The organism is Bacillus sp. RHFS10 (genome assembly GCF_016757475.1).
In the GTDB taxonomy this organism is placed as follows: Bacteria; Bacillota; Bacilli; order Bacillales; family Bacillaceae; genus Bacillus; species Bacillus subtilis_G.
The window spans coordinates 597,636-621,364 of record NZ_JAESPO010000002.1 but is presented as its reverse complement, the minus strand read 5'-3'; the positions used below and the strand labels follow the sequence as shown (position 1 = coordinate 621,364).

28 protein-coding genes are annotated in these 23,729 nt (G+C 42.3%); 2 read left to right on the top strand and 26 right to left on the bottom strand.

The annotated features are described in order from the left end of the window. Positions 1–38: 38 nt before the first annotated feature. Positions 39–605: a TetR/AcrR family transcriptional regulator gene (locus JMN17_RS09805; protein WP_087991536.1), complete on the top strand. Its 567-nt coding sequence runs from the start codon at positions 39–41 to the stop codon at positions 603–605. Positions 606–636: 31 nt separating this feature from the next. Next, a complete protein-coding gene (locus tag JMN17_RS09800) occupies positions 637–1,971 on the top strand; it encodes an MFS transporter (RefSeq protein WP_087991537.1) in 1,335 nt (444 codons plus the stop codon). Between the two features lie 47 nt (positions 1,972–2,018). Here the strand turns inward: JMN17_RS09800 and JMN17_RS09795 are convergent, their stop codons facing one another. From JMN17_RS09795 to JMN17_RS09670, 26 genes are all read right to left on the bottom strand, one after another. Further along, complete coding sequence (locus JMN17_RS09795; protein ID WP_087991538.1) at positions 2,019–3,215, bottom strand: S1C family serine protease; 1,197 nt, start codon at positions 3,213–3,215, stop codon at positions 2,019–2,021. Between the two features lie 80 nt (positions 3,216–3,295). Beyond that, positions 3,296–3,649, bottom strand: coding sequence for a swarming motility protein SwrAA (gene swrA, locus JMN17_RS09790; protein WP_052331638.1), 354 nt, complete (start codon positions 3,647–3,649; stop codon positions 3,296–3,298). Positions 3,650–4,032: 383 nt separating this feature from the next. Then, positions 4,033–5,475 (bottom strand): carboxy-terminal processing protease CtpB, encoded by a 1,443-nt coding sequence (gene ctpB, locus JMN17_RS09785; protein ID WP_087991539.1) that lies wholly within the window; start codon positions 5,473–5,475, stop codon positions 4,033–4,035. 139 nt (positions 5,476–5,614) lie between these two features. Further along, a complete protein-coding gene (gene ftsX / locus JMN17_RS09780) occupies positions 5,615–6,505 on the bottom strand; it encodes a permease-like cell division protein FtsX (protein ID WP_087991579.1) in 891 nt (296 codons plus the stop codon). Further along, positions 6,498–7,184: a cell division ATP-binding protein FtsE gene (gene ftsE / locus JMN17_RS09775; protein ID WP_087991540.1), complete on the bottom strand. Its 687-nt coding sequence runs from the start codon at positions 7,182–7,184 to the stop codon at positions 6,498–6,500. The genes ftsX and ftsE overlap by 8 nt, the downstream gene beginning before the upstream one ends. A 234-nt stretch (positions 7,185–7,418) precedes the next feature. Next, positions 7,419–7,757 (bottom strand): cytochrome c551, encoded by a 339-nt coding sequence (cccB, locus tag JMN17_RS09770; RefSeq protein WP_087991541.1) that lies wholly within the window; start codon positions 7,755–7,757, stop codon positions 7,419–7,421. A 48-nt stretch (positions 7,758–7,805) separates the two neighbouring features. Then, complete coding sequence (locus JMN17_RS09765) at positions 7,806–8,648, bottom strand: YitT family protein (protein WP_087991542.1); 843 nt, start codon at positions 8,646–8,648, stop codon at positions 7,806–7,808. Between the two features lie 166 nt (positions 8,649–8,814). Next, positions 8,815–9,916 (bottom strand): peptide chain release factor 2 gene (prfB, locus tag JMN17_RS09760; protein WP_141113398.1). Its coding sequence is split into 2 segments (ribosomal slippage): positions 8,815–9,843 and positions 9,845–9,916, totalling 1,101 coding nucleotides; the frame shifts between segments, so codons are not numbered across the junction. Between the two features lie 69 nt (positions 9,917–9,985). Beyond that, a complete protein-coding gene (gene secA / locus JMN17_RS09755) occupies positions 9,986–12,511 on the bottom strand; it encodes a preprotein translocase subunit SecA (RefSeq protein WP_087991543.1) in 2,526 nt (841 codons plus the stop codon). Between the two features lie 168 nt (positions 12,512–12,679). Beyond that, on the bottom strand, positions 12,680–13,249 hold the full coding sequence (gene hpf, locus JMN17_RS09750) for a ribosome hibernation promotion factor (RefSeq protein WP_087991544.1): 570 nt from the start codon (positions 13,247–13,249) through the stop codon (positions 12,680–12,682). Positions 13,250–13,439: 190 nt separating this feature from the next. Beyond that, positions 13,440–13,817: a hypothetical protein gene (locus tag JMN17_RS09745; protein ID WP_087991545.1), complete on the bottom strand. Its 378-nt coding sequence runs from the start codon at positions 13,815–13,817 to the stop codon at positions 13,440–13,442. 9 nt (positions 13,818–13,826) lie between these two features. Further along, a complete protein-coding gene (locus JMN17_RS09740) occupies positions 13,827–14,168 on the bottom strand; it encodes a flagellar protein FliT (RefSeq protein ID WP_087991546.1) in 342 nt (113 codons plus the stop codon). Next, a complete protein-coding gene (gene fliS / locus JMN17_RS09735; protein WP_087991547.1) occupies positions 14,165–14,566 on the bottom strand; it encodes a flagellar export chaperone FliS in 402 nt (133 codons plus the stop codon). Before fliS ends, JMN17_RS09740 begins: the two co-directional genes overlap by 4 nt. Positions 14,567–14,587: 21 nt before the next feature. Then, positions 14,588–16,084, bottom strand: a complete 1,497-nt coding sequence (locus JMN17_RS09730) for a flagellar hook-associated protein 2 (RefSeq protein ID WP_087991548.1) — start codon at positions 16,082–16,084, stop codon at positions 14,588–14,590. 17 nt (positions 16,085–16,101) lie between these two features. Next, positions 16,102–16,431: a flagellar protein FlaG gene (flaG, locus tag JMN17_RS09725; RefSeq protein WP_202327960.1), complete on the bottom strand. Its 330-nt coding sequence runs from the start codon at positions 16,429–16,431 to the stop codon at positions 16,102–16,104. 233 nt (positions 16,432–16,664) lie between these two features. Next, positions 16,665–17,504: a flagellin Hag gene (hag, locus tag JMN17_RS09720; RefSeq protein WP_087991550.1), complete on the bottom strand. Its 840-nt coding sequence runs from the start codon at positions 17,502–17,504 to the stop codon at positions 16,665–16,667. Positions 17,505–17,648: 144 nt separating this feature from the next. Further along, positions 17,649–17,873 (bottom strand): carbon storage regulator CsrA, encoded by a 225-nt coding sequence (gene csrA / locus JMN17_RS09715; RefSeq protein WP_202327959.1) that lies wholly within the window; start codon positions 17,871–17,873, stop codon positions 17,649–17,651. Further along, positions 17,867–18,298, bottom strand: coding sequence for a flagellar assembly protein FliW (fliW, locus tag JMN17_RS09710; RefSeq protein WP_087991552.1), 432 nt, complete (start codon positions 18,296–18,298; stop codon positions 17,867–17,869). Before fliW ends, csrA begins: the two co-directional genes overlap by 7 nt. 20 nt (positions 18,299–18,318) lie before the next feature. Beyond that, positions 18,319–18,894 (bottom strand): DUF6470 family protein, encoded by a 576-nt coding sequence (locus JMN17_RS09705; RefSeq protein WP_202327958.1) that lies wholly within the window; start codon positions 18,892–18,894, stop codon positions 18,319–18,321. A gap of 46 nt (positions 18,895–18,940) precedes the next feature. Beyond that, positions 18,941–19,837 carry a flagellar hook-associated protein FlgL gene (gene flgL / locus JMN17_RS09700; RefSeq protein WP_202327957.1) on the bottom strand — a complete coding sequence of 299 codons (897 nt, stop codon included), beginning with the start codon at positions 19,835–19,837 and terminating at the stop codon, positions 18,941–18,943. A 9-nt stretch (positions 19,838–19,846) separates the two neighbouring features. Beyond that, a complete protein-coding gene (gene flgK / locus JMN17_RS09695) occupies positions 19,847–21,370 on the bottom strand; it encodes a flagellar hook-associated protein FlgK (RefSeq protein ID WP_087991555.1) in 1,524 nt (507 codons plus the stop codon). A gap of 18 nt (positions 21,371–21,388) precedes the next feature. Continuing rightward, the gene (flgN, locus tag JMN17_RS09690; RefSeq protein ID WP_087991556.1) at positions 21,389–21,871 is read right to left on the bottom strand and encodes a flagellar protein FlgN; all 483 of its coding nucleotides are present in this window, start codon (positions 21,869–21,871) and stop codon (positions 21,389–21,391) included. Between the two features lie 14 nt (positions 21,872–21,885). Beyond that, the gene (flgM, locus tag JMN17_RS09685; protein WP_087991557.1) at positions 21,886–22,152 is read right to left on the bottom strand and encodes a flagellar biosynthesis anti-sigma factor FlgM; all 267 of its coding nucleotides are present in this window, start codon (positions 22,150–22,152) and stop codon (positions 21,886–21,888) included. A gap of 79 nt (positions 22,153–22,231) precedes the next feature. Further along, positions 22,232–22,651 carry a TIGR03826 family flagellar region protein gene (locus JMN17_RS09680; RefSeq protein ID WP_148962628.1) on the bottom strand — a complete coding sequence of 140 codons (420 nt, stop codon included), beginning with the start codon at positions 22,649–22,651 and terminating at the stop codon, positions 22,232–22,234. A 69-nt stretch (positions 22,652–22,720) separates the two neighbouring features. Then, the gene (locus tag JMN17_RS09675) at positions 22,721–23,443 is read right to left on the bottom strand and encodes a double zinc ribbon domain-containing protein (protein WP_202327956.1); all 723 of its coding nucleotides are present in this window, start codon (positions 23,441–23,443) and stop codon (positions 22,721–22,723) included. Then, the gene (locus JMN17_RS09670) at positions 23,407–23,703 is read right to left on the bottom strand and encodes a late competence development ComFB family protein (RefSeq protein ID WP_087991559.1); all 297 of its coding nucleotides are present in this window, start codon (positions 23,701–23,703) and stop codon (positions 23,407–23,409) included. Before JMN17_RS09670 ends, JMN17_RS09675 begins: the two co-directional genes overlap by 37 nt. Between the last annotated feature and the right edge of the window lie 26 nt (positions 23,704–23,729).

Genomic DNA, 23,729 nt, shown 5'->3' with positions numbered 1-23,729 from the left:
ATACTTGTCCTGCCAGTATATTCGCGAGGTGAAACGTATTGAGACCGACAAACAAGAGAATCCTTGACGCTGCCATGCAGCTGCTCGTCAAAAAAGGATATCGCGCAACGACTACAAAAGAAATCGCAGAAAAAGCAAATGTCAGTGAAGCGACGATTTTCAGGAATTTTAAAAACAAACAGGGGCTAGTCCAGGCTTTGCTTTCTCAGCCTTCTCCAAACAGGAGCCGCATTTTGGAGCAAACAGAAGGCGATTTGCACAAAGACCTGCTGCATATCGGAACCTGTCTCTTGGAGGAGCTCGAACATAGAAAAGATTTGATTAAAATCAGCTTTCGTGAACCGGCCATGTTTCAGGATGTCATCAACCACGTAACTGAATATCCCCAATCTATGAAACAGCTATTGGTTGATTATCTCAAAGAAATGGGTGAAAAAGGGGTTATTCAGACAGGAAATGAAGCGGAGCATGCGGACGTGTTCATGTCGCTCATTTTCGGTTATTTTATTCACCGCCTCCATTTAGGAGACCGGGTGATTTCAATGCCTCAGGAAAAAATGCTGGAGCATAGCACTGCTTTATTTGTCAAAGGAATCTCTCGATGAACTCCTTGGCATAACAAAAAGGAGGATCCCAATGAGTTCAAGAAAAGAATGGGCGCTGATCGTCTCGTTATTATTGGGGGCCATCCTGGTTCCCATTAACTCAACGATGATCGCGGTCGCGCTCTCATCTATATCCCATACGTATAACGAGTCCATCACAAGCATCACCTGGGTGGTTACCGTTTATTTAATCATAATGGCAGTCACACAGCCGATCGCTGGAAAACTCGGTGACATGTACGGCAACAAAACAATGTATTTATGGGGCGTCGGTCTATTTCTTATCGCATCTCTAGGCTGCGCCCTCTCACCGAGCCTGCTGCTGCTGATTGTCTTTCGGGCATTGCAGGCTGTCGGCGGCGCACTGCTTACGCCAAACAGCATTGCCATTATCCGTCACGTTGTTTCAGAAAAACGTCTTCCGAAAGTATTTGGATTTTTCGGGCTTGGCGCGGGACTTGGAGCAGCACTCGGGCCTTTCATCGGCTCTATGCTGATTGACAGCTTCAGCTGGCATTCGATTTTTTGGGTCAACATCCCGTTTCTCGCCATTGCTTTATTTACGGCATTAATCATGTTCCCTCAATATAAAGAAAATAAATCTGAAGCGCCGCTGGATATTATCGGGTCTGTCTTGCTTGCGGGCAGTATCGTTTCAATTATCCTGCTGACGAAAAATGAGGCTTCATGGGGCTATGCGGTATACAGTGTATTGATACTTCTTTTTGTTCCGCTTTTTTTCAGAAGAGAAAAACGCACACAGCACCCAATTATCGATTTTACACTGTTTAAAAGCTCAACCTTTACAAATGCCAATCTATCAGTCTTGTTGAGCAATCTAATGATGTATGCCATCTTATTGATTATGCCATTGTTCATGACGAACCAATTTGGGCTTAATACGTCTAACAGCGGCATGGCGCTTTCTGTATTTTCGATCTTTATGTCGGCGAGCAACTGGGCGGGCGCACAGCTCCATCACAAATGGGGAGCAAAGAAAATCATCTTTCTTTCATTTGCCATGATGGCTGCAGCCAATTTATTATTTATGCTGTTAAGCAGCTCGCATTCCGTCTTGTTCCTCATGCTCTCTCTTATCCTGGGCGGGCTGGCGTCCGGAGTCGGACTGACCAGCATGCAGGTGTCATCGCTTGCCACAGTAGATCCTGACATGTCAGGAGCGGCGTCCGGAATTTTCTCGACCTTCCGTTATTTCGGAAGCATCATTTCATCAGCCTTAATAGGCCTGGTATCGGGATATCACACCCTATTTATCATTCTCTTTGCTGTGTCCATCATTGGCGTTTTTGTTTCATTAGGCATCAAATCTGATGAAACGGCACGGTTGGAGAAAAACTCAGCGTAATTCAAAACAGCCCGGCACCGCATCTTCTTGCGGTGCCGGGCTGTCTTTTACGATCCAGACAAAGCGGCTGCTTCGTCTTCACGTTCATCCTTTACGAAAAGGATACCTAATTCATGATGTTCTCCCTCATAAGAAGCTCGCTGATCAAAACGAATTTCCCCGTTCAAACCGATAATTTCAAGCTTCACATACGCACGGTTATGCTGGAGCGCTTCATAAAAATCGGATACATTCTTAACGGGTGTGCCATTAACTTTCGTAATGATTTCACCAATTTTCAATTCCAGATCCTCAGCTGGCGTATTTGGTATAATACCAAGCACCATTAAGCCTTGATCACGTTTTGAGAAATAAAACGGTGCCGCGTTATCGTTCGCTCTTTGCTTAATAGACAGAAAGATACGTCCTAACAAAGCTGCACAGACGGCTGCTCCCGCAAGCGGCGCCCACAGTAAGCTCGCTGCACCGAGAGCTGTGACGGCAAGGCCCAGAATACAAATGCGTTTCGCTGTGATCCTTATGCTCGTTTCAGGCAGCGACCCCTGCACCCGTTGCCCAAACCCGACAAAATAAGGAATCCATAGAAAATGGAATGACCCGCCGGGAACAGTAAACACCGGCCACCAGCTGAGATGCGATTCTAATCCGTTCCCGGGCACGAGAAGGAACAGCGGCAAGAGCCATATCCGGTTTGCCAGCTGCTGGCCGATAGGCAAACCGCGGCTGCTCACGACAAGTGCCGGTGATGTTCTCACGTGTGCAGATCGATAAGCTACTACTCCTTCAATGATAACCAACAAGCCCAAAAACACAGCCATAGCCGGCCAAACGACCGCAAACCCTTGCGGAAATCTCTCTAGAAAAGGTTCCGCTTGATTCATTTGCAGTCCAAAACCTATCAGCATACTCATACTGACGATATATGCAGCAGACATCCAGTTGGCGCGAAGAGTGAGCGCTGCCGCCGCAGTGATAACGGCAATAATTGCAAGTACACCGAGAGGAATCGAGATGCCGAGTACGCCTAAAACAACTGACAAAAGGAGTCCGGGAATCAATCCCTTTGTATAAGTGAATTTTAGATCATCATAAATATCCGCTATTTTTGTATGAAAGGTTCTTCGTTCCCGTTTGATTCTCACATAGCCGAAAGCAAGGCTTATGATGATAAAAAACCAGAAAAGCGGGTGTAAGAAGAACAGGCCCGCACTTTTTAACAGTTCAAATCCCCATTGAACAGACACTATCTTTTTCACCGCCTCAAGCCAAACATATTACTCATATTCTATCAAATATTAAATGACTTGGATATCCTCAGGATGGTTTATCCCTCCTGCGTCATCCACAGCGTGACATTCGATAGTGAAAAATCCTTTAAATAATGGTTCACATCCACATCCAATAAACCGCTGATCAGGTGCATCGACCTTTTGATATCTGTCAGATTGATTCCTAATCGCTTATGATTTTTCATTAAATAATTAAAATAATGTTTGGCACACTCTTCATCGATTTCATTTACTGTTTCGACATTGGTGTAATTGACCAAATACCTGCTGAACAGCATAAGAAGACTTAGTGCTTTTGTAGCCGAAAATGTTACATCTTGTGTTCTGTCTTTTAATTGTTCCACTAATTCATAATATTTTTTTTCACGCACAATACTTGCCCTCTTCAATTGTGAACCCCCATTTTCTTTATACAGATAAGCACGGGCCAGTATAAGCAGCAGTACTGGAGTGCTAACAAGCATTCTCGCTAACGTTACTCTTTAAATACCTGTCGTTCAGCTGCCTTAAACCTGATTACTGTTCTTTTTAGAACCTTCTTATATTGTATGAAGTAAACAAAGACTAGGCAACTTGCAAAAGTTTCATTTTAAATACATATTATCTCGTTAGAAAGTCTCTCTCTTCTATTGATATCGGGTAATACAAGTCCTTTATAAATGTTTATTTGTGAAAATTTTTTTAATTTCTTGTTAAAAACTCATTTTTTATGTGACTTATGATTCACTTTCTCGTTAAGTATAAAGAAATAGGAGATGGAACACCATCTCCTTTAATTGACAAATAATGATTTCAGCGCTGTTTGGAGCTGCAAATCATTTTTTTCATCGGATTTTTTCTTTTCTATCTGCTGATTTAATGACTCTGCAGTGCGCGTGTCGATTACGCCCGTTTTAACCAGCTTATTTTGTTCCTGAAAGGCCATAACCGCTTTTTTCATATCTTTGCTGAAATAGCCATCTTCACGTCCCGGATCAAAGCTGAGACCTTTTAATAAAACCTGAGCATGCTTGACATCCTCATTGTTCATATCCGCTTTAAGCGGCTCCTTCAGCTGCAAGGGGCCAGCGGAAAAATAATCAGGCTGCTTAATGGCAATGGTCGGCTCAATTCCTTTCTTATGAATCCAATTTCCCTTTGGCGTCAGCCACTTGTAAAGGGTTAATTTAATGTTGCTGCCGTCTCCCATCGGAACAGCCTGCTGAACCGTTCCCTTACCAAAAGACGTATCGCCTACAACATCATAATGGGCCGCTTCTTTTAATGCGCCGGCAAGAATTTCTGATGCGGAGGCGCTCCCTTTATCCGTGATCACATTGACAGGATACGCTTTTTTACGGGTCAATGTTGAAAAATAACGTTTTTTATCTCCATTACGTTCAGCAATCTGAATATACGGCTGATCCTTTGTGACGAAGTGTTTAAGAATTTCTTCTACACTTTGCAGATAACCGCCCGGGTTGCCGCGTACATCAATGACAAGCCCTTCAATTCCTTTTTTCTCAAGGTCGCCCAGCGCTTTTGCGAAGTCCTCCGCGGTATGCTCTGAAAAAGTAGAGATGGCGATATGGCCGACAGTATGCCCTTGCACTTTTTTCTCTGAAACAAAAACCGTTTCGAGCGGAATTTCAGCTCTCTTGATCCGGAATGACAGCTGCTTCTTCGTCCCCGGCCGCTGAATCTTCATTGAAACACTGGAGCCTTTCTTTCCTCTTATTTTTAGTACAGCTTGGTTTAAATCCTTACCGGCCATTGATTCTCCATTGATGCTGATAATTTCATCATTGGGCTTGAGTCCGGCTTTCTCCGCCGGCGATTGCTTAAATGGAGAAACAATAATAATTTTGCCGTCTTCCATACCAACTTCAGCTCCGATGCCTTCAAACGAGGAATCAAGAGAATCAGAAAATTGCTTAGCCGTCTGCTTGTCCATGTAGACAGAATAAGGATCATTTAGCGTTGACAGCATTCCTTGGATGGCTCCCTCGAGCAGCTTTTCTCTATCAACTTTTTCTACGTACTCATTCGAAATTAACTCATACGCTTTTTCGATTTTTTCCATGGCCTTATCCCGTTCAGAGTCAGCTTGTGCGGTCGCAGGAACAGCTGCAGTCTGGGGCTTATCCATCTCAAGCAGGTTCATTCCCGCATATACACCGGCGCCTCCGAAGAGCATGCTCCCCGCTGCTATCACAGCCATTATTTTTTGATTCATCCTATACTCCTCCTGTATGCCAGACTGTCTTTATCAAAACCTAGAGATAGTATATGTAAAGGATGGAGATTTCATGTAATCATAGAAGAAAAAGAAGGCAAAAGAAAAGCCGCCCCGGAAGCGGGACAGCTTTTTTTCTTTATACTCGCAGAAACTTGCGGATGGAAGTCAGACTTCCCCATACCCCAATCACTGCGCCGATTGCAACCAGCACTAACGAAACTTGGAATACAAATGGGTTATAAGGAAGAAGAGAGACAAATGATCCTTGAACTTTCGGAACGACCCATCCGATGACGTATTGATAAGTGCTCAGCACCAGTGCGATCGGAATCACTGAGCCGAATACACCAAGCAGCAATCCTTCAAGGAAAAACGGCCAGCGGATAAACCAGTTCGTCGCGCCGACAAGCTTCATGATTTCAATTTCTTTTCTTCTTGCGAAAATTGTAATTTTAATGGTATTGGAAATTAAGAACATCGCCGTAAATACCAAGCCGATAATTAAAGCGATTCCGATGTTGCGGGAAACGCCAACCACTTTAAACAAACGGCTGACCTCTTCTTTTCCGTAAGTGACTTTATAGACATGATCCATTTTTTCAATCTTTTTAGCCACGTTCGGCGTATCATGCGGATCTGTCGTTTTGATGACAAACGCATCATTAAGCGGGTTTTCCTGATCCTGCATTGTCAGGGATTCTCCGCTGTCACCAAAGCTGTCAACCAGCTGGTCAAGCTCTTTTTCTTTTGATGAAAAATTGACGCTCTGAATGCCCTTTAGTTCTTTAATATCGTTCTGCAGCTTGTCCTGCGCCTTCTGATCTGCAGTCAGATCAACCAAAACTTTGATTTCGACTTGTTTTTCAGCATTCGAAGCCATGTTATTCAAATTCAGCATAATCACTAAAAACACGCCGACTAAAATCAGCGTAACGGTTACAGCACTAATGGATGCAAACGTCATCCATGTGTTTCTCCCGAGAGATTTAAAACTCTCACGCAAGTGGCGCCCGAGAATTTTAATCATATGAACCATACTCCCCTCTTGACTCATCACGCACAATGATACCATCTTCGATTGCAATGACACGTTTCTTAATGGTGTTTACGATTTCTTTATTATGTGTCGCCATCACGACTGTTGTCCCGCGGTTATTAATTTCCTCGAGCGTCTTCATGACTTCCCAGGACGTATCCGGATCAAGGTTTCCTGTAGGTTCATCAGCAATGACAACATCAGGGTTGTTCACAATTGATCTGGCAATAGAAACACGCTGCTGCTCCCCGCCTGAAAGCTGGTCAGGAAATTGTCTCGCTTTATGTTTCAGCTGAACAAGATCAAGCACTTCAAGCACCCGTTTCTTAATGACAGACGGCTGTTCTCCAATTACTTCAAGGGCAAACGCCACATTTTCAAAAACAGTAAGTTTCGGCAGAAGCTTAAAATCTTGGAAGACAACACCTATTTTACGGCGCACGAAAGGAATCTCTTTTTCTTTAATGGTAGCAAGATCTTTATGATTAATTAAAATCTGTCCTTTTGTCGGTTTTTCTTCTCTGTATATCATTTTAATAAAAGTAGATTTACCCGCTCCGCTCGGACCGACAACATAAACAAACTCGCCCGGATGAATGGCAACAGACACACCATTGAGCGCTTTTACGCCATTCTGATAGGCTTTGTATACTTCCTTCATTTCTATCATGAAATCACCTAATCTTTTATATCATTTTATCTATCACACGGTCATACTCTTCGAATGCATTCGACAATTTATGACTCATTCATTTGTAAAAAGACGAAAAATCTGAAAGTTTCATTTTTCAACACACTTCATTATACGTCAAATTTAGACATAATACTATTACAGTTTCTTTTCATTCAAATTGTCATGGCATAAAAAAATCCTTGCCTGCACTGAGGCAAAGATTTTCTCAACTTACTTTTTTTCTGACAGCCATTTGGCAATAACAGCGGCTTCGTTATCATCTACAAGCCCTTTCGGCATATTGCCGCGTCCGTTTTTAATAATGCTTTCAATTTTGTCTTCGTCATATTTGCCTCCTACCTCTTGGAGATTAGGCCCTGACATACCTTCTAAATCCTTGCCGTGGCAGCCTACGCAACTTTGCTGATATAATTCTTCCCCTTCAGATGCAGAGGCTTCAGTCTTGCTGCCGGTGTCTGTCTTCTCTTCTTTTGCATCATTTGAACCGCAGGCAGCCAACAGAACAGAAAGCGCAAATACAAGCATTAGTATCGATAACTTTGATTTCATGTTGAGAAGCACAACTCCTTTACGATCTCTTCCATATTATAACCTCGTTTAAGCGCGTTTGAAACCCTCGCCCAGTACCTCACTTGCATCCGCCACAATCACAAAAGCTGACTCATCAATCTGTTTGACGATTTGTTTCAATTTGGTGAATTCAGTTTGCCCAACAACGCACATTAAAATCGGACGGTCATCGTCAGTATATCCGCCGACCGCGGAAATTCTCGTCACGCCTCTGTCAATCTTCTGTAAAACGGCTTCCTTGACCGCCTGCTCCTGCTTTGTAATAATGAGCGCCATTTTTGAACGATTAAAGCCGACTTGAACAACATCAATAGTTTTGCTGGATACAAAGACGCCAAGCATAGCATATAAGCCTTGCTCAATATTAAATACGATCATAGCCGTAACGACAATCAAGCCGTCAATGATGGCAAGGCACGTTCCCAATGACAGACCGGAGTACTTATGAATGATCTGCGCAGCCAAGGCCGTTCCTCCCGTCGACCCTTTCCCTAAATACACAATGCCAATTCCGACACCGATACCGACGCCGCCAAAAATCGCCGCTAAGAGCTCATGATGGGTGACCGGCTGAATATCTCTTGTCAAAAACACAACAAGCGGCAAAAAAACAGAACCCGCAAGTGTCTTAAGCCCAAATTTTCCGCCGAGTAAAATGATACCGGCAATAAATAAAGGAATATTAATAATCCACTGTACATAAGCTGCTTCAAAACCATATGACTGCAAAATCGTGCTGATTCCGCTGACACCGCCGGCAGCAATCTTGTTTGGAAGCAAAAATATATTAAAGGACACACCTGTAATCGCTGCTCCTATCAGTATGTATACATAATCCCGTAAAACCCGAAGTGTTTGATTCCGATCCATTGTATATCCTCCGTTTCTTCCAATGCTCTCCGATAGCATTTTAATCCTTCCCTGACCAGATGTAAATAACACCAAAATACAGTGGTAATATGCTAAAGCATCAGTGGAATCAAGGATATGAAAGAATGAAAAAACACACCTGCGTACATCAGGTGTGTTTTTCTGCTTATGAAAGCTTAGAACGCAGGTAGGCATCAATAAATGTATCAATGTCTCCGTCCATTACCGCTTGAACGTTCCCCATTTCTGTATTGGTGCGATGGTCTTTTACCATAGAATACGGATGGAATACGTAAGAGCGGATTTGGCTGCCCCAGCCGATTTCTTTTTGTTCACCGCGAATTTCATCCAGCTCTGCCTGCTGTTCTTCAATTCTGCGCTGATACAGCTTGGCCTTCAGCATTTTCATGGCTCTTTCACGGTTTTTAATTTGTGAGCGCTCCGTTTGGCACGTCACAACCACATTCGTCGGCAAGTGAGTAATCCGAACGGCTGAATCGGTCGTATTGACGTGCTGTCCGCCCGCTCCGCTTGCGCGATACGTATCAACTTTAATATCCTCCGTACGAATATCAATATCAATCTCATCGTTAAATTCAGGCATGATTTCACATGAAACGAAAGACGTGTGGCGGCGGCCTGATGAATCAAACGGCGAAATCCGCACGAGACGATGGACACCTTTTTCTGCTTTGAGATAACCGTAAGCGTTGTGTCCTTTAATCAGTAATGTGACTGATTTAATTCCAGCCTCATCACCTGGAAGGTAATCGAGCGTTTCCACCTTAAAGCCGCGGCGCTCTCCCCATCTGGTATACATTCTAAGAAGCATAGAGCCCCAGTCCTGTGACTCTGTACCGCCAGCACCAGGGTGCAATTCTAAAATCGCGTTATTTTTATCATACGGCTCACTGAGAAGAAGCTGAAGCTCAAACTCATTGAACTCTTTTGTTAATGATTTTAGTTCTTTTTCAAGCTCAAGGTGCAGGTCTGGATCCGGCTCTTCTTTCAAAAGATCATGAGTCATTTGCAATTCCTCATGGGAGTCACTCAATTTTTTATATGAATTGACATAATCCTTTAAACCGTTTGCTTCATTTATGACTGTTTGGGCTTTCTGCTGATCATTCCAGAATTCCGGATCAGACATCTGTTCATCTAGCTCAGCAATGCGGTCCTCCTTTGATTCGAGGTCAAAGAGACCCCCTAAAGTCCGCTAAACGAGAAGCCATATTTTCGAGCTCTGCTCTGATTTCTGATAATTCCATTCCATTCACCTCATTAAAAGATCCGCAGGCGCCTGCTGGCGCCGCGGTCAGTAACCTTGCCCGAACGAACTATTCAGCCCGGCCGCAGCAATTTTTATATTTTTTCCCGCTTCCGCAGTGGCATGGGGCATTTCGGCCGATATCAACCACTTTGCGAACCGGTGCTTTTTTTGCTTTTTTGTTATCGTCGCCTTCTTGCTGCTGATGAGCCGTTGTCTGGCCCTGTACAACCTCTTCACGCTCCAGATTGTTTTCAATCTCAGCTTTCATCACAAATTTTGCAACCTCGTCCTCGATCGATTCAATCATATGCTCAAACATCGCAAAGCCTTCCATTTGATACTCACGAAGCGGATTTGTCTGCGCGTAAGCTCGAAGGTGAATCCCTTGGCGAAGCTGATCCATTGCGTCGATGTGATCCATCCATTTTGAATCAACGGCGCGAAGGACGATGACTTTTTCGAATTCACGCATTTGCTCTTCGCCGAATTTCTCTTCTTTTTCATTATATTTGGTCATGATGCGATCCATAATGAGCTCATGCATTTCATCCGGCTCTTTCCCGAAGATATCGCTCTTCTCAAGCTTGCCTTCATCAAGATAAGTCGTGTTGACAAGCTCAACAAGACCGTCAAGCTTCCACTCCTCAGGAAGCTCTTCTCTTGGCGTATAGGCTGCAATTGCACGTTCGAGAGAAGACTTGATCATATTCTCAACGATTTCACGCAGGTTTTCAGAGTCAATGACTTCAAAGCGTTGCTTATAAATGACCTCACGCTGCTGGCGGAGAACGTCATCGTATTGCAGAAGCTGTTTACGTGAATCGAAGTTATTGCCTTCGACGCGTTTTTGTGACGATTCAACCGCGCGGGATACCATTTTACTTTGAATTGGAGTAGAGTCGTCCATGCCGAAACGGTCAAGCATCGCCATTGTCCGCTCAGCTCCGAATCTGCGCATCAATTCATCTTCCATAGAAAGATAAAATTGGGTAATCCCCGGGTCTCCCTGACGTCCAGAACGCCCTCGCAGCTGATTGTCAATCCGGCGAGATTCATGTCGTTCAGTTCCGACAACAGCAAGGCCGCCAAGCTCTTTTACGCCTTCGCCAAGCTTAATGTCCGTTCCGCGCCCCGCCATGTTTGTCGCAATTGTAATTGCTCCTTTTTGGCCGGCCTCTTCAATAATCTGCGCTTCACGTTCATGGTTTTTGGCGTTTAACACTTGATGCGGGATTCCTTTGTTTTTGAGCAGCTTAGAAATCAGTTCAGACGTTTCAACCGCAACCGTACCGACAAGAACAGGCTGTCCCGTCATGTAACGCTGTGCGACATCCTCTGCAACCGCCTTAAACTTCCCTTCCATCGAACGGTAAATTAAATCCGGACGGTCGTCACGGACAACAGGCTTGTTAGTAGGGATCGTGACAACCTGCATGTTATAGATGTTGCGGAATTCTTCTTCCTCTGTCTTAGCCGTACCTGTCATACCGGCAAGTTTCTCATACATCCGGAAGTAGTTTTGGAACGTAATTGTCGCCAAGGTCATGCTTTCGTTCTGAATTTCAAGCCCTTCCTTCGCTTCAATCGCTTGGTGAAGACCTTCGCTGTAGCGGCGGCCTTTCATCAGGCGCCCCGTAAACGAATCAACAATAACAACCTGATCGTCTTCCACAACATAGTCAACGTCCTTCTGCATCGCAGCGTGTGCTTTTAGAGACTGGTTGATATGGTGGTTAAGCGCGACATGTTTCACATCAAACAGGTTATCAATGCCGAACGCTTTTTCCGCCTTCGTCATTCCTTCCTCAGTCAGCTGTACACCTTTTGTTTTGATATCATACGTATAATCCTTCTCTGCTTTTAACGTGCGGACAAAAGCATTTGCCTGTACGTACAGCTTAGTGGATTTTGCAGCTTGTCCAGAAATGATAAGCGGCGTTCTCGCTTCATCAATTAAAATAGAGTCAACTTCATCTATTACCGCAAAATGAAGCGGGCGCTGAACCATCTGCTCTTTATAAAGAACCATATTGTCACGCAAATAGTCGAAGCCAAGCTCGTTGTTTGTGGAGTAAGTAATGTCTGCGGCATAAGCTTCCCGCTTTTCGTCTTTTGACAATGAGTTTAAATTCAATCCGACGGTCAAACCGAGAAACTCGAAAATTTCCCCCATTTGCTCAGCATCACGGCTCGCCAAGTATTCGTTGACAGTCACGATGTGCACGCCTTTACCTGTTAACGCATTTAAATAAACAGGCAGAGTAGACGTTAACGTTTTCCCTTCCCCTGTTTTCATTTCCGCGATATTTCCGTCATGAAGCGCCACGCCCCCCATGAGCTGGACTTTGAACGGAAACATGCCGGTTACGCGGCGCGAAGCTTCCCGAACAACGGCAAATGCTTCAACAAGAAGATCATCGGTTGTCGCCCCTTTTTCAAGGCGCTCTTTAAATTCAATCGTTTTATGTTTCAGATCATCGTCAGAGAGATTTTCATAGTCTCCGCGAATCGCATCAATATCGTTAGCTACTTTTTCGTATCTATTCAGCGTACGTTTTGTTGGATCAAACATTTTATTTAAAATTCCAAGCATTTATAACGCTCCTCTATCTTCACATGCCTGATTTGCAGGCATGTATAAATAATTTACTAGCCCATGTATACCTCTCATTATCATATCATACCTTGTGTTATTTCCAAAGAATTTGCAAATAAGAAAAAACAAAAACCTTCCGTGTAGATCACGGAAGGCTGCGCTTCATTATTCAGTCGGTTCAATCAAGCCATATTTCCCATCATTTCTGCGGTATACGACATTTGTAAGGTTTGTTTCTGCATTGGTGAAAACAAAGAAATTATGGCCGAGCATATTCATTTGCAAGATCGCTTCTTCACTATCCATCGGCTTTAAATTAAAGCGTTTCTGACGGACAATGTCCAAGCTATCCTCATCTTCTATTTCATCCTGAACCGCAATATCTGTATCAGAGCCGAGACCATTCGCTAATAGATATTTCGGAGAGCCCTGCTCACGGAATTTGCGGTTTACTTTCGTTTTATGCTTACGGATTTGACGTTCCAGTTTGTTTGTTGCGAGATCAATTGCGTTGTACATATCCTCGTTATGCACCTCGGACCGAAGCGCCAGATCTGTCATCGGAATCGTAACCTCAACTTTAGACTCCTTGTCATTGTAAAACTTCAAGTTGACGTTCACATCGGCATTCACGTTATGGTCAAAATAACGCTCCAGCTTGCCGATCTTCTTCTCGACATGATCCTTCAACGCGGGTGTCACTTCAATATTTTCTCCTCTGATGTTATAGTTCATCAAAGAACGCCTCCCTTTTATTAAGGATATGTATCTATTTCTCCTTTACCCTTCACAATTCCTGCTGAAACGTAAACTTTTTGTGAAAATTCAGTGAACTTTGTCGAATTGTGTTTTATATGCTGTTGTTATTGGCGGTTCGGAGGTATATGTATATGCCGATTGTAAGAAACAAATACCTCACCCTCGCCTAATTGATTACAAAGGGCTCCATACATTGATGAATGGACTGCATCCATTTTCTATAATGAATCAGAAAATGTTCTTTTAAATACTCGCAAAACTCTTGAGAGGGAAAAGAGAAAGAAACCAATTGGTCAAACTCCGCAAAAATTTCGTCAAATGCTTTAATACACAATTCAGCACACCCGGTATTCATAATAAAAAGAAGTGTTGAATGTGTTGAATCCAAATAAAAAAAGGCTTGGATCAGATCTTGGTAGATCCGATCCCCTTCTGTTTTTGATAAATTTTGTTCAGCCTCTATCAAATAACACAGCCCTTCCTCAATGGTAAAAAGAAGATGATAATAAGCTGATAAAAGCGTATAATCTTCAATGCTCTTCACGGCACTCACCTATTTACGCTTGTCATAATATCTGCCGTCAATCGTGATGTTGTTATAAGGGTTTAAATACGTCGTATGCATCGCGCGTTTTCTTTTTACCTGCTGAAGCTCGCCTGCAATTGACTGCTTCAGTCTTTCCATTTCCTTCACAATAAGCTGATCCCATGTCAGGACAAGCCTCATCTGCTTTTGTTCCTCTTCTGAAAGCGGCAGAGATATCTTCTGAATAAGTTCAGACCGTTTAGCCACAAAGTCTTCAATTTGCGCTAAAAGTTCATCGCTTTCCGGTGTATCTTGTATGTGTGACAGCATACTCTTCGTCTCAGTGTATAGTCGATCTATGTTATTCATGCCATCCCGCCTGATCCGTGCCGATCCTTCCGTTCAGTTTGAATGGCTTGTTTCCATGCATCGCGAAAATCTGTTACATAGCCTTCAACCTCAGCCAGCATACTCGTATCACTTTTGATATTTGCCTGCACCAATCTTCGATACATATAGTCGTACATCGCACCCATGGAATTGGAAAGCTCAATGTTACGGTTCAGTGTAAAATTTAATTCCTGAATGATATTTTGCGCCTTAATCAAATTTTCATTTTTACGTTCCATATCATCATTCTCAATGGCCTGGGATGCAAGTCTTATAAATTTCAAACAGCCATTATACAGCATAAGCGTCAGTTCACCAGGTGTAGCGGTATTCACTGAATTTTGCTGATAAGCTGTATAAGGATTTTGGATCGCCATGTGTCATCCTCCAAATTACTTTTATTGTACAAGAAGCTGTGATAAATAGGACGATTGTTCGTTCATTTTTTGAATCGCAGACTCCATTGCACTGAATTTTTTATAGTAGCGGTTTTCAACTGTATTCAATCGGTCCTGCATTTTAGTGATATCAGTGTTGATCGTGTTTAAATTTTTACCGATTGAGTAGTTATCAGTTCCCATTGTCGAGTTGCCGGCTTTTGCTTCTATGCTTTTCACTGTGCTTTTCAGTGTATCACCGATGCGTTTCATAATCCCTTTTTCACTATAAGGGCTGCTGTTCGTTCCGTTTGTGAATAGAGCGGCAACACTTTGCGGATCTTCTTGTATTTTCGCTTTCAGTTTATCTTCATTAATCTCTAAATGTCCCCGTAATTGGTAAGCGCTTGAGGTTGTGATGCCAAATTCAGTTAACTGATGATTTTTCCCATCAACTGTTACTTGAGAGTAAAAATCAGTTCTCATTTGGTTCGTACCCGTGCTGATACTGGTATCATTTCTCAGCAAACCGCTTTTCGCCTTCTCTTCCCAGAGTTCTACCTCTTTATCGGACATTGCTTCTTTTTGTTCACTTGTCAGCGGCGTATAGTCTCTGTATTTTTCTTCCTGAAGCTTTTCATTCAGGCTGTCAACCAATTCATTGTATTTATCTACAAACTCTTTAATTTGGTTATAAATTCCGTCAACATCAGTAGAAACAGATGTGGTAACAGGGCCTGTGGTTGCTGTTGTATTTTTGAGCGAGTAGGTAACGCCATTCACGGTAAAGTTGTTTGTCAGCTTCTCCATTTCAAAGCCATTAATTGTGACTTTTGCATTGGTTCCTTCTTTGTAAGCAGTAAGCTTATTGTCTGCGTCTAAAGAAAAACCAAGCTGGCCGGACACAAAGTCGGCAGTAGCAGAATCCGCTGCCTGAATGCTGCCTCCTGAGCCTGTTGCTTTAGAAGAAAACGCAATCGTTTCTACATACTCGGTACCATTCCAAATTTTATCTTTAAATGCTGATACTCCGAGATCGGAGGTGTTAATTTTAGAAATCACATTATCAATCGTCTCAGCGCTCGTCACACTAATGTTGACGGTTTTTGCCGTTGTCTCGCCAGGCGCCACAACGTTAAACGCCAAATTATAGTCGCCTTGTGTGTATCCCGCATAATTATCGGCCTTATACGTTGCCGCCGTTGCCAAGCTTGCTACTTCAATCGTAGAAGAAGAGTTTGGCGCAGTTGAGCTTCCTGTAGCAGTTAACACAGACTCATTGGAGCTTGTCACTGTTTTGCTCTGATACGTACTTGGATATGTCAGCGTATTTTTAGACATAAAATCTTGCAATTCTTTTATTTTTGAGTTTGCTTCACGATAGCTGTCACGCTGCCATTCAAGTGTCTGCTTTCTTTGCGTCAGCTTGTCAAGCGGGGCTTTTTCTGTCTGCATCAGTTTTGAGACAATATCATCTATATCCATTCCTGACGCTAAACCTGTTATTCTCATGACCATTTCAAACCACTCCTCATCTACTTTTTTTCATCTACAAATAACCCAAGAAATTCAGTCATAGCCGCATAAAAATCAAGCCACTGCTTCGGCGGAATTTCACGAATGACTTCATTTGTAGAGTCCTCTATTACCTTTACATAGTATTCATTTAACTTTTCATGGAGCTCAAACTTCAGGTGAACTTGCGAAGGTTCCAAACGCTTGTTCATTTCCCCTACCATTTCAGCGAGATGGGCAGATGAAACCTGCTGAACAGGCACCTCACCCTCATGATCTTTTTGATTATGTATTTGAGTCTCATAACGATCCCAAACAGGTTGTAACGTAGTGAGCCTTTCAATGTTCAATTGATCATCCCCTATGCCCCAATCTAAAGTTTATATCGACTGAGTAGAGAGAAGATTACACATATTTTTTGGAAAAAAAATCATTCGTTTTATATTTCTTATTTAGATATACTTTCACCAAGTTAACGGAGAATCCGATTATTATATCATGAGTTAACGATATATAGCAGGGGAATCATTCGGAGTTAAACATATAAAAAAAGGACCCGGCAACGCCAAGGTCCTTTTTAAAATTAACGTAACAATTGAAGTACGTTTTGCGGCTGTTGGTTCGCTTGAGCAAGCATCGCTTGAGAAGCTTGAGAAAGAATGTTGTTCTTTGTGAACTCGCTCATCTCTTTCGCCATGTCAACGTCACGGATACGAGACTCAGCAGCAGTTAAGTTTTCAGAAGAAGCACCAAGGTTATTGATTGTGTGCTCTAGACGGTTTTGTACCGCACCAAGTTTACCACGCTCAGAAGATACTTTGTTAATGGCAGAATCAACTTTGTCTAAAAGTGCATCTGTGTTAGCTGCTGTAGCTGTTGTAACAACGTAATCTGCTTTTAACATATCAAGGCCTGTAGCAGCAGTACTCATATCACCAATGTTAACTGTTAGTTGTTGAGTTTTGTTGGCACCAATTTGGAAAGTGAATCCCGCTGTTTCAGTTCCATCAAGAAGTTTTTTACCGTTAAACGCTGTACGTTGAGAAATTCCATCTACCTCATCAAGAAGGTTGTTAATTTCATCTTGAATTGCTACAAGGTCTGTCGTTGCGTCTTGAGTACCAGTGTTACCCGCTTGAACAGTTAACTCACGAACACGTTGAAGGATTGAGTGAGTTTCAGTCAATGCACCCTCAGCTGTTTGGATAAGAGAGATTCCGTCTTGAGAGTTTTTAGAAGCCATTTCTAAACCTCTGATTTGCCCTCTCATTTTTTCAGAAATCGCAAGACCTGCTGCGTCATCTCCCGCACGGTTAATACGAAGACCTGAAGAAAGCTTTTCCATGTTCTTTTGGCTCGCACTGTTGTTTGAAGACAAACGGTTCAGTGTGTTAAGCGCTGCGATATTGTGGTTAATTCTCATTGTTTTGTTCCTCCCTGAATATGTTTTTGGCACGTCCTTGTGCCTCACTTTTTTTATAGCTGGAGGAGTCTTTACGCCTCCTCCCGGCTACATCATTAATATCGGATTGTCTCTGATTTTGTTAATAGAAAAACAAAAAAATCCTCACTTTTTTTGTGAGGATAATGCGGAGATCACATCGCTGGATAACGCTGCCGCACGGTTGTTTTCTTCCTGAATGATCAAGTATATTTCTTTTCGGTGAATATCAATATGCTTTGGGGCGTCAATTCCCAGTTTCACTTGATCACCTTCAACCGAAATGACTTTCACTTCAATATCAGCACCTATTTGAATCGCTTCGTTTATTTTCCGCGATAAAACTAGCATGATTCTCCTCCAATCGGATGCTTTGTCGTATATGAGGAGTCGTGTAAAACGACTTGCTTTGCCTTCATGTTCTTGCGATTCACAATAATGGGAGCCAATAAATTGGCAGTCGATTTTTCGAACGGCTCCGCCATGGTCAATATGGTCATGACTTCCACATCTTCAATATTATCGATATCCAAAAGTTCAGCTGTTGATTCATCAAGGTCAAATTCATAATTCTTAAAAAAGATGAACGGACTGACAACAATGAACGCAAGATTTTCTGTAGTGACGGACTGCAGCGCCACGAATGGAGAATCCTCTGAAAGCGGAAGAATGACGAACTGTTTTTCTTCTAAAAAGCCTGGAATCCCGTTATCAAAAAGAATAATTTGTTCTTCTTTTACGTTCATTTGGCCATGGTACTTCGTATGAATGATCATTGTTCACGATCCTTTTCTGTTTACTTTTCGGATGATTCTTTCGGGTATTCTACATCTATTTTTAAATCAGGATATTGCAGCATGTCAACCTTAACGTTCCCCGGCGTATATTGAACAATTGGCTTATTCGGTTCAGCCTGAATGACAGGCTTTTGCGGCGTAATCTGAATATCAAGCTCTGACGGGGTGTATTGTATTTTCACTCTTGAAAGAGACGGAGCATAATGTTCACCTAATTGAATTTGTTGCATTTCAGAGTTCCTCTTTGCTTGTGAAGCAATTGGATTCCCTTTATTTTCAATCCTCATAAGCTCGTCTCCTTCTTCTACAGTTCGGGCTATCCCCTCCATTACATCCTCATGCCCTTGTTGGGCGGCTTCTTCAATTCTCTTGAAAACATGTTTTCTGTCTAATTCTTCCCATGCTTGCGTTTGGTCAATCGTGAGTTTTCCGTTAATTACCGATATTTCCATTTCCGCGCTTGGCTGTTCAATTTCTAGATCGGCTTGCGGCTGCTCCATTTTTAGGGTGGCGGGCGTCGTCGTTAAACCGATTTTCCCTTGAACACTGTGCATAGTCAATCTGGGAATTTGCATCACTCTACCTCCTAAACTATAAAAAAAGCGAACTCCTGAGAGCCGCTTACTTTAAAAAGTCAATCAATGTAGGCTGAACAATTTGCGCATTTACAGCAAGAGTAGCCCTATGCACGCTTTGCTGCGCAATAAATTCTGTTATTACTTTTTCCAGTTCTACATCTTCATTGTCAGACAACACTTTTGTAGATGTTTCTTCTTGAGCTGAAAGCCTAGTATTAATCAGTTCAAGACGATTATATCTTGCACCGAGATCAGAACGTTCAGCGCTCATGCCGTTAGAAAATTGATCAATATCCTCTAAAAGATTGTCCATGCCATCGAGTGAGTCGGAACTAAGTGCTTGCTCAAATGAGTCAAGCATTTCAAATACATTTTGTCCGCTTTCAGACGTACCCCCAAAGGCTGACTTTGGATCTGAATTCACTTTTAAGTTCATATTATTTGATATATTGACCACAACATCAGCAGTATCGGAAATGGTATAAGTTCCGTCTCCGTTATCAGTAACCGGAGGCGTGTCTGAATTCGTTCCATTAAAGATATATCTGCCGTTCACTTGTGTATTCGCAATTTTTAAAAGCTGATCCTTTAACTGCTTTACTTCTACGCCAATCGCTTGCCGCTCATCTTCACCATTTGTATCATTTTCAGCCTTAATAGCTAAATCTTTGACTTTCGCTAAAATGTCAATTCCTTCAGTAATGTTTGTTTCTGTATTTTCAAGCCAGGTAAAAGCTTGAGAAGCATTACTTTGATATTGCTGAACCTGAGATAATTGCGTATGGTATTTTAAGCTCTTCATAGCTACGACAGGATCGTCAGAAGCTTTTGAGATTTTTTTCCCTGAAGAAATCTGTGATTGAAGTTTATCCAGCTTCGAGTAGCTTGAACCGATATATCTCAATGAGTTTTGCTGAATCATGCCTTGTGTTACTCTCATTTGATCTACCTACCTTCCTCCGACACCCATGCCATTGATCACTTTATCGAGTATTTCGTCTTGTAAAGTCACCATTCTCGCAGCAGCATTGTATGCGTGTTGGAATTGAATCATATTCGTCATTTCTTCGTCTAAAGAAACTGCGCTCATTTGCTGACGGTTGATGTCGGCGTCATTAAGCTGTGTTTCAGTATTAGACGCGAGCCGATTCGCTTCTTGTGCATTAATTCCAAGCTCGCCAATCAGTCCTGCATAGTAATCTAGCACACTTGTATTTTTTCCATTAATGGTGATATCGCCGGTTAAAACATTCGCTAGCTTTGTTGCATTTGCATTATCATTGGCTGCGCCAGTCAGTGAGAAAGCAATGTTCGCGCCTTTTGAATCTAAGATGCTGTCAGCAATTTTAATCTTGCCTGCTGCTCCTTTTGCCGGCTCCGTTTCACCGCCGGTAAAATCAAAAAAGTCCCCGCCTTGCTCGCCGCTTTTGGTCAAACCATTTCTATGCACTTCATTGAAAGCTTTTGCGAATTCAAGCACCATATCATCAAGGTCAGAAAGCATATCAGGGTATGCGCCCTTTTCTTCGCCGCCTGCTGTTACATATCCGTAAGACTCTATAAATCCTAAAAGGGATCCCTTACTGCTGAATGACTCAGCCTGTACAGCAGCGCCTCCGATTGAAATACTTGATACTAAACCCGTTTCATTATCATAATTGGCTGCAAGTTCTGAAACCTCATAATTCTTACCGTCCAAAACAGTTCCCAGCGACTGTTTATTTTTATCGAGGATATCAATTGATACAGTTCCTTCAGCAGAAGCAAGTGCATTCCCGCCTGATTTGTTATAGCTGAGTTTGATATCAACCATTGAGGATAATTTATCGATCAGCAAATCCCGCTGGTCATATAAACCATTCGGAAGAAGCCCGACCGGCTCTACTTGCGCAATTTGCTTATTTAAACTGTTTAATTGAGAAAGCAGAGAATTGACATCTAATACAGTAGTATCTAGCTCCGCTTTTAAGTTTGATTGAACATTTGTTAGTGATTCAGAAAGATAATTAAACGTTTCTGCTAAAGCTTTTCCTTTTTCAGCAACAACAGAACGCGCGCTGTCTTCGTTTGTATTGTTTGATAACTCCTGAAGGGAATTCCAAAACGAATTGAGCACACTGTTTAAGCCGCTTTCATCCGTCTCATTTAAGATGCCTTCCATTTGGGACAAAGCTTTGGCTTTGGTGTCGTAGTAACCCGCACTGTTGTTTTGAAGACGGTATTGGTAGTCAAGAAAGATATCTCTTATTCTCTCAACTGACTTGCCTTGAACACCCGTTCCCATTTGTCCCGCGGTTTTTTCTGCGTTTTTTGATACAGCAGGAAAATAGTCAGTTGCTTCCAATGAGACCCGCTGTCTTGTATAACCGTCTGTATTGGCATTTGCCACGTTATTTGCGGTAGTGCTTAACGCTGCCTGCTGAGCGCTTAACGCCCGCCTTGCAGTTTCAAGCCCCATAAAGGTAGATGTCATATTCTGAATTCCTTTCTGCTAAGCTTTTGAATCAAATAGTTTCATTCGGCTGCTCTTCGGGAGCTCAGCTTTAATTGATTTGCTGTAATTGAAGTTATTTTCCTTAGGAACCAGCATATCGTACGAAATTGAAATGAATTGCAGCGCGTCTCTCGTCAGCTGCCTATTCATCTCATTCACTTCCTTCAGACGTCCGATAGCGTTAGAAAGAGACTCATATAGTTGTTCCAGCGCTTCCTTTTCACTGCCTGAAGTTTTGGCGATACATGCGGAAATGGTGTTGTTTTCACTGTATCCGAGAAAGGCGGAAGTTGCTTTGATCCGGTCATCTTCTGTCTGTCCGATTGCTTGTATATATTTTTGCTCTTTTGTCAAAATGTTAGAAAGCTCTTTTGTTTTGCCGGCCTTGAGCGCTTCCGTCTTTTCCTGAGACAGCGTGAGCAGGTGCTCATGCAGAACGCAAAGTCGCTTCAATTGGTCAATAATTGGCTTTGCTGACATGGGCTTTCTCCTTTTTATTGCTTTTTATAAAAATTAACAATATTTTTCGCTATATGATTTGCGTCCACTTTGTATGACCCGTTTTCAATTTGCGCTTTAAGCTGCGCAATTTTTTCCTGGCGTGAACCAGTGACTGCATCAGATGCATTTTGCATTTCTTTAGCCTGTGATGAAATTTCAATTTTATCTTTAGGCTGTGCAGCAGTTTTTTGCACCGCTTGCTTTTCATAATTTTTTTGGTATGGATTAACGGATTGTGTTCCAAATTGATTGATTTTCATAGGATTCCTCTCGCTTTCCGTTGCAGTCTTTAAACAATCTAACCCTTTTATCGACTGCGGTTTCAGTTAGTTTAGGGAATCAGCTGTTTTTGGTATTATAGGCATAGTACGTGTCTTTTTTACTATTTTCCCTCTCGGTTTTCAAGGTATCCTCATGGTCCAAATGATCCATTTGAGCCTTTATATCTGACTGACAAGCCTTGCAGAATTTGCCTTCCCGAATCGATGTCCCGCACCTCTCACATGGGTATGCCAAATTAGGAAGATGAGTGATTTGAATCCGTTTCTGACTGATGAATTTTAATATCAGCTCTTCTTCTACACCTGTTTCCTCTGTTATGTGGTTCAAAGTTGATTGCCGGTTTTCCTGTTTCCTTAAAAACTTATATACAATCTCAAATGATTTTTCTTCTTCCTTAATACACGCCTGACATATGGTTTGCAGCTTTGTTTTTAAAAATAAAGCATTGCATTTCGGACAATTAGCCAGTTCTCCCATCTTTTTTCTCCTTCTCGATAATATATCTGTTAATTTCTAGTGATTATATCGGCATAAAAACAGAATCATTTAGCTTCTGATCAAGGTAAAAGATGCCACTGAACCGGCTTTTCCTTTCTCTAATAAACAGCGGGCTGCAAAATGCAAGGTAGCGCCTGTTGTATAAAGATCGTCTATTAAAATGATATTCATACCTTCAACTGAGTTATTTTTTGTATCAAAAATACGCTCTGAAAGAAGGCGTTCTTTTTTCTTTTTCTTAGACTGTTTCTCATTATTCAAGCGAACGAGGGCATGGCGGATAGGCTGGTCTAAGCATTCTGCGAGGAGCTGTGCCTGGTTAAATCCACGCTCTTTTTCCCGTTCCTTGCTCAGCGGAATAGGAACGAGAACAACATGCTTATCGGGGTAAACCTCTGAGAAAGTTGAAGAGAAATCACTTTTAAACGCATTTATGATTTCTGCATCTCCTCTAAATTTAAAACGGGAGAGTGTTTCTTTCATCATTTCATTATATGTGTAAACTGAACGGTTTTGGCGCAGCAGCAAGCTGTCACTGACCCTTGATTTCCACGCCTCGCAATCCCTGCATAGCGCATGAATGGATTGAGGCCTGCCGCACAGCGAGCAGATATGTCCTGTGATTTTCTTTAATTTGCTTCTGCAGGAATGACAGACCTTTTCGTCAGTCTTTAATAAAAAAAGAGCTTTCCATGTAACAGCTTGAGAAAATTGCGAATCGCATAATAGACAGATCAGTTTATGAATTCCTCCTCCTGCTTCGTTTGGCATAAATCGTTTGGACTTTCTGATACCACAGCAGCAGATTCAGCCAAAATCACAAGCATAGCCGTGTTTTTTTGTTTATCTACCAGCTCAGCTTTCGTATATGCGATCTTTTTAAGATCAGTGACATAGGATGGTCTTACTTTATTTAAAGAAAGTGCCAACACATCGTTTTTGCATACTTGGCAAGTACAGGTCATATGAAGCTGGTCCATATATCGGTCGAGCAGTTCTTTCATTACGATTTCTTTGGAATTGACAAGCATTTTTACAGCTCCTCATCATCGGTTAT

Excerpts from the sequence above, each read along its gene's own strand:
- JMN17_RS09800 (WP_087991537.1), top strand. The coding sequence starts at position 637 with ATGAGTTCAAGAAAAGAATGGGCGCTGATCGTCTCGTTATTATTGGGG.
- ctpB (WP_087991539.1), bottom strand. The coding sequence starts at position 5,475 with ATGAATCAAAAAATAATGGCTGTGATAGCAGCGGGGAGCATGCTCTTC.
- ftsX (WP_087991579.1), bottom strand. The coding sequence starts at position 6,505 with ATGATTAAAATTCTCGGGCGCCACTTGCGTGAGAGTTTTAAATCTCTC.
- ftsE (WP_087991540.1), bottom strand. The coding sequence starts at position 7,184 with ATGATAGAAATGAAGGAAGTATACAAAGCCTATCAGAATGGCGTAAAA.
- cccB (WP_087991541.1), bottom strand. The coding sequence starts at position 7,757 with ATGAAATCAAAGTTATCGATACTAATGCTTGTATTTGCGCTTTCTGTT.
- JMN17_RS09765 (WP_087991542.1), bottom strand. The coding sequence starts at position 8,648 with ATGGATCGGAATCAAACACTTCGGGTTTTACGGGATTATGTATACATA.
- secA (WP_087991543.1), bottom strand. The coding sequence starts at position 12,511 with ATGCTTGGAATTTTAAATAAAATGTTTGATCCAACAAAACGTACGCTG.
- hpf (WP_087991544.1), bottom strand. The coding sequence starts at position 13,249 with ATGAACTATAACATCAGAGGAGAAAATATTGAAGTGACACCCGCGTTG.
- JMN17_RS09740 (WP_087991546.1), bottom strand. The coding sequence starts at position 14,168 with ATGAATAACATAGATCGACTATACACTGAGACGAAGAGTATGCTGTCA.
- fliS (WP_087991547.1), bottom strand. The coding sequence starts at position 14,566 with ATGGCGATCCAAAATCCTTATACAGCTTATCAGCAAAATTCAGTGAAT.
- JMN17_RS09730 (WP_087991548.1), bottom strand. The coding sequence starts at position 16,084 with ATGGTCATGAGAATAACAGGTTTAGCGTCAGGAATGGATATAGATGAT.
- hag (WP_087991550.1), bottom strand. The coding sequence starts at position 17,504 with ATGAGAATTAACCACAATATCGCAGCGCTTAACACACTGAACCGTTTG.
- csrA (WP_202327959.1), bottom strand. The coding sequence starts at position 17,873 with ATGCTAGTTTTATCGCGGAAAATAAACGAAGCGATTCAAATAGGTGCT.
- fliW (WP_087991552.1), bottom strand. The coding sequence starts at position 18,298 with ATGATCATTCATACGAAGTACCATGGCCAAATGAACGTAAAAGAAGAA.
- JMN17_RS09705 (WP_202327958.1), bottom strand. The coding sequence starts at position 18,894 with ATGCAAATTCCCAGATTGACTATGCACAGTGTTCAAGGGAAAATCGGT.
- flgL (WP_202327957.1), bottom strand. The coding sequence starts at position 19,837 with ATGAGAGTAACACAAGGCATGATTCAGCAAAACTCATTGAGATATATC.
- flgK (WP_087991555.1), bottom strand. The coding sequence starts at position 21,370 with ATGACATCTACCTTTATGGGGCTTGAAACTGCAAGGCGGGCGTTAAGC.
- flgN (WP_087991556.1), bottom strand. The coding sequence starts at position 21,871 with ATGTCAGCAAAGCCAATTATTGACCAATTGAAGCGACTTTGCGTTCTG.
- flgM (WP_087991557.1), bottom strand. The coding sequence starts at position 22,152 with ATGAAAATCAATCAATTTGGAACACAATCCGTTAATCCATACCAAAAA.
- JMN17_RS09680 (WP_148962628.1), bottom strand. The coding sequence starts at position 22,651 with ATGGGAGAACTGGCTAATTGTCCGAAATGCAATGCTTTATTTTTAAAA.
- JMN17_RS09675 (WP_202327956.1), bottom strand. The coding sequence starts at position 23,443 with ATGCCAAACGAAGCAGGAGGAGGAATTCATAAACTGATCTGTCTATTA.
- JMN17_RS09670 (WP_087991559.1), bottom strand. The coding sequence starts at position 23,703 with ATGCTTGTCAATTCCAAAGAAATCGTAATGAAAGAACTGCTCGACCGA.